The 3626-nt window shown below is 39.0% G+C and carries 2 protein-coding genes; both read right to left on the reverse strand.

From position 1 onward, the window contains the following. Positions 1-39 precede the first annotated feature (39 nt). Entirely contained in the window at positions 40-2787 is a 2748-nt protein-coding gene (locus tag BN161_RS07625; RefSeq protein WP_044264573.1) for an SdiA-regulated/phytase-like domain-containing protein, read from the reverse strand. Positions 2788-2816: 29 nt separating this feature from the next. Continuing rightward, positions 2817-3626 (reverse strand): hypothetical protein (locus BN161_RS07630; RefSeq protein WP_044264575.1); only part of this gene is annotated, 810 nt, incomplete at its 5' end.

Raw genomic sequence — 3626 nt, forward strand, 5'->3', positions numbered from 1 at the left:
AGAAATAATCTGACTATGCCTCCGCCGTTTATTAGCAATTTATCTTATCTGTTTTACGTATCGACATGCTTTCCCGTCGTCAGTAATCCCCTCTATCACCACAGTATAAGTGGAGGGACGGTCGGCAGTATAGAAACTAAGCCCTGCTTCTCCTTTCTCATCCAAACGGATATTGGGTTCCCAATGAATAGTAGTACGTTTGTCGGAATTGATAATTTTACGACTTTCCTCGGTGGGGTATTTAGGAGCATAGAATTCTGCATTCTTAGCATAGGATAAATAACCGATACGGGCAATGCTCGGAATAGACGAACCTATAATTCCTTTGGAGAGATAAGTACTTATGTATACTTTCTGAGGCTGAACAATCAGAGGTAGCGCATCGCCAATTTGCGGTGCATTAGCTATTGTTGCGGCTTCTGTTTCTTCATAATTTTCCCAAGTATAATGATCCTCGCTGTTTGCAATATACATTGCTTTGTCCCGTACAAAATCTATAGACTTCACATCTCCGGCATGCAGATTTTCCAGATCTTGTATATTCTTTAGTTCATATCCATCCACTATGACGGGTACTCTTTTCCAAAAGCGTTCCCAGTAACCGGATATCGGACTATCACCATTAGAATCGGATATTTTACTATAAGAGCTTTTTTCATTGAAGTTTCTGTTTGGAACTAATACAAACATCTGACTGGTATTATTTCTAACCCCGGAATGAACAACAATATTAGGAGTTCTCTTTAATAAATCCAAAGCCGTCTTTTCATTTATCTGTTCTATCTTCTCCGGTTCAACCACTTTATATGAGATCCACCCATTCGGTAATTGCAAAGCAGTGATCTCTACCTCTGGTAGCCGGTATATTTTTTCTCCATTTACAAGAGTATAATCTTCGCGCACACTCTTAATGAAAGCTTTACTTTTCAAAGGTATATCTTCTTTTTGCCAATGCAAATGGTTGATACCGGGGTATTCTATTTCATTCATATAAATACCATATCGCCATTTGGGTTTCTTCCCGGCACCATAAATTAAGAACCCAGTCAAATGTTCCTTTACTTGTTGAAAATTATGGGTAAAACAAAACTCTCCTTTTTCATTGGAGACAACAATTTGTTTGAAAGCTTCTTGAGGATTATTCACAAGCAGTGCAAAATGAGACAATTTCTTCTTATCAAAATGACTTTCAACATATCCGCAGATTTGCTGAGTTCTCTCAACTTCATATTTATACTTCTGTTTCGCTTCTCTCAAATTTGTACTCACATTATATCTACGCCAGCCGTGTGTTAGCATGAGCTGATCCAAATGCTTCTTGACGTTCGGAGTGTGAGAAGAGAAATAGTAACCAGGCGAAAAGACGTTGCCTTTTAAATCAGAATTCAGCAATAGTTCACTGACCACATGATTGGCGTTAGGATCTATATTTACAGCGAAATCATCAGTCACACTCAAAGAGAAGTTTCCTTGAATCGGCATTTGCTGCTCATTCAACACGCGTAATCCTATTTTTATAGGTTGGCGGCTGTCGGCCGGGCTACCCAAAGCAGCCAACTGAAACACCGCAGAAGGCTTCCTGACAAAAATAAGCCGTTCGCTTACTACTGTCGTATCCCGATTGAACAATGTGAAATGAGCAATTCCTTCAGGAAATAAATCGAGAGGGAGACTATCGGATAATTGTTCATGAGATATGACACGATTCAAGAGAATCCTGCCGCGTGTATGCACTGACAGATCGAAATTTTCATTTGATTCTCTATCTGAGGGAGTGAGTATACGGTAGTGTACAAAAGTAGTATCCTGACGTATGGCAAGAGAAACATGAGTACTGGAAGCTTTAGGTAAAATAAAACTCCGTTCATTTCCAAAGTTGTCTTTTACCAAAGCACACAATGTATCTTTCTCTTCAGTCCGAATAGCAAAGGAACCTATACCTGCATACTCACTGTTGAATGTAGCTAATGTATCTTTTCGCTGGTTTAAGACATATCCCCCTACGGTTATGATTTCACCGGTAGATGTTTCTGCTTTAAAGGCAACTTGCTGTTGTACTCCTGCCAGTAAATGCCCTCCTTCAGGGTAGAAACCGACCGTATATTCATAATCCTGCGGCAGAAAGATACGCTTACGGTGTACATATTCCTTCTCGTATAGAGAAAGGTAAACGTAAGGTTCCACGCCTTTCTCTCGTTCGGGTAACTTAAAGCGTATTTGCCCCTCGGTATTTGTTTTCACACGGTGAAAGCGATTCTTATATTCTTTTGTGCGAATCATGTACTCAACACGAGAATTTGCATAGGGAGTTCCATCTTTACGCAACAGGGTAATAACAATATATTTCCCATCGGCTTCTTCCGAATCATATTCGATGTTCGCAGTGAGTAACGAAGAGGTATTGGCATATACAGGAATCTGTTTGGTAAAGAAGAACTCCTCTCCTTGATTTCTCATGAAATTGGTGTAAGCACGAATTTGATAATCGGCTTCTTCAATATCTTTTTCTAAAGAAATGAAGTTAAAGAAATGCCCGTTCTCCTCTTTTATCTTTTTACGTTGAATTACCTTATTTTTCCGGTTTATGAGTTCGATGTATAAAAAGCGACTTTGCACATCACTTTCTTTATGTGTTTGCGCATTTACCAAATAGCCTTTCAGCCAGATGGTGTCACCGACTAAATAAAAAGGCTTATCAGTATGGAGATATACCTTCTCTTGATATGGTATAGCAATTTTTTGAGAACAAATGAAAACTCCTATTAGTGATAACAGTATATATTTCATAATGTTTTCTGATAAATTCTCCCTTCACCCTAATCGTGGCTTTCAGGCTTGGGATTTGTATTTTTCTCATAAACCTTGAAATCTGCCAGTTGCAAGGTCTCATCTTTTATTCCATTAGTAGGACGATCATCAATACTTTCCATCTTTCTTCCAAAGCTACGATAAATGCCGAATTTATTTCGGATACTTATCGCTCCTTTCCGCCATAGGTCAATATTGCTAAAAGCTTTATCAACTAATACTTTACTATCACTGATACGTGTCATCTTAATACTGAACGCCCCATCGTGCGTAAAGTGCATCTCTGTTTCTACTTGTATCCATTCATCTTCAAAATCAGACAATGGCAGATTGTCTATGATTGTTCCTTTAGTAGTAGCATTATTATCACCGGTATGGATCACTTGTACACGACGGTTACTACCATTACTATTGCAGCGGGGAGTTATGGTTATCAATGGAGAACCATTATTACCCTCCTGTGCCTTTAATTGGTGAATATGACAGAAACTTGTAGAAGGTCTGAAATTTTTCGGAATACGGAATTTCCATTCAAGGCGTTGCCATTCATCCCAGTTACCATTCAATTTATACCAGGCAGCAGTAGTTTGTGTTTTCATTTCATTACGTTGGCGGTCTTCCAGTTTCCCCCGGTCACCGTCAAGGGCATCAGCATTGGCATGGCTGATAAACCTGAAAATATATTGCTGTATCGTTTCGTCATATATAACTTCGCAATGCACTCCGTCTTTATGATCTTTATCAGATGAATTGGGATGTTCAGAATAGTCCCATCCATAAGAGCGCATATACTTATGGATTTCCGAATAATCTTTTCC

The sequence above is a fragment of the Bacteroides timonensis genome (assembly GCF_000513195.1).
In the GTDB taxonomy this organism is placed as follows: Bacteria; Bacteroidota; Bacteroidia; order Bacteroidales; family Bacteroidaceae; genus Bacteroides; species Bacteroides timonensis.

Bases quoted from the DNA above. Each gene is read 5' to 3' on its own strand.
- BN161_RS07625 (WP_044264573.1), bottom strand. From the start codon at position 2,787: ATGAAATATATACTGTTATCACTAATAGGAGTTTTCATTTGTTCTCAA.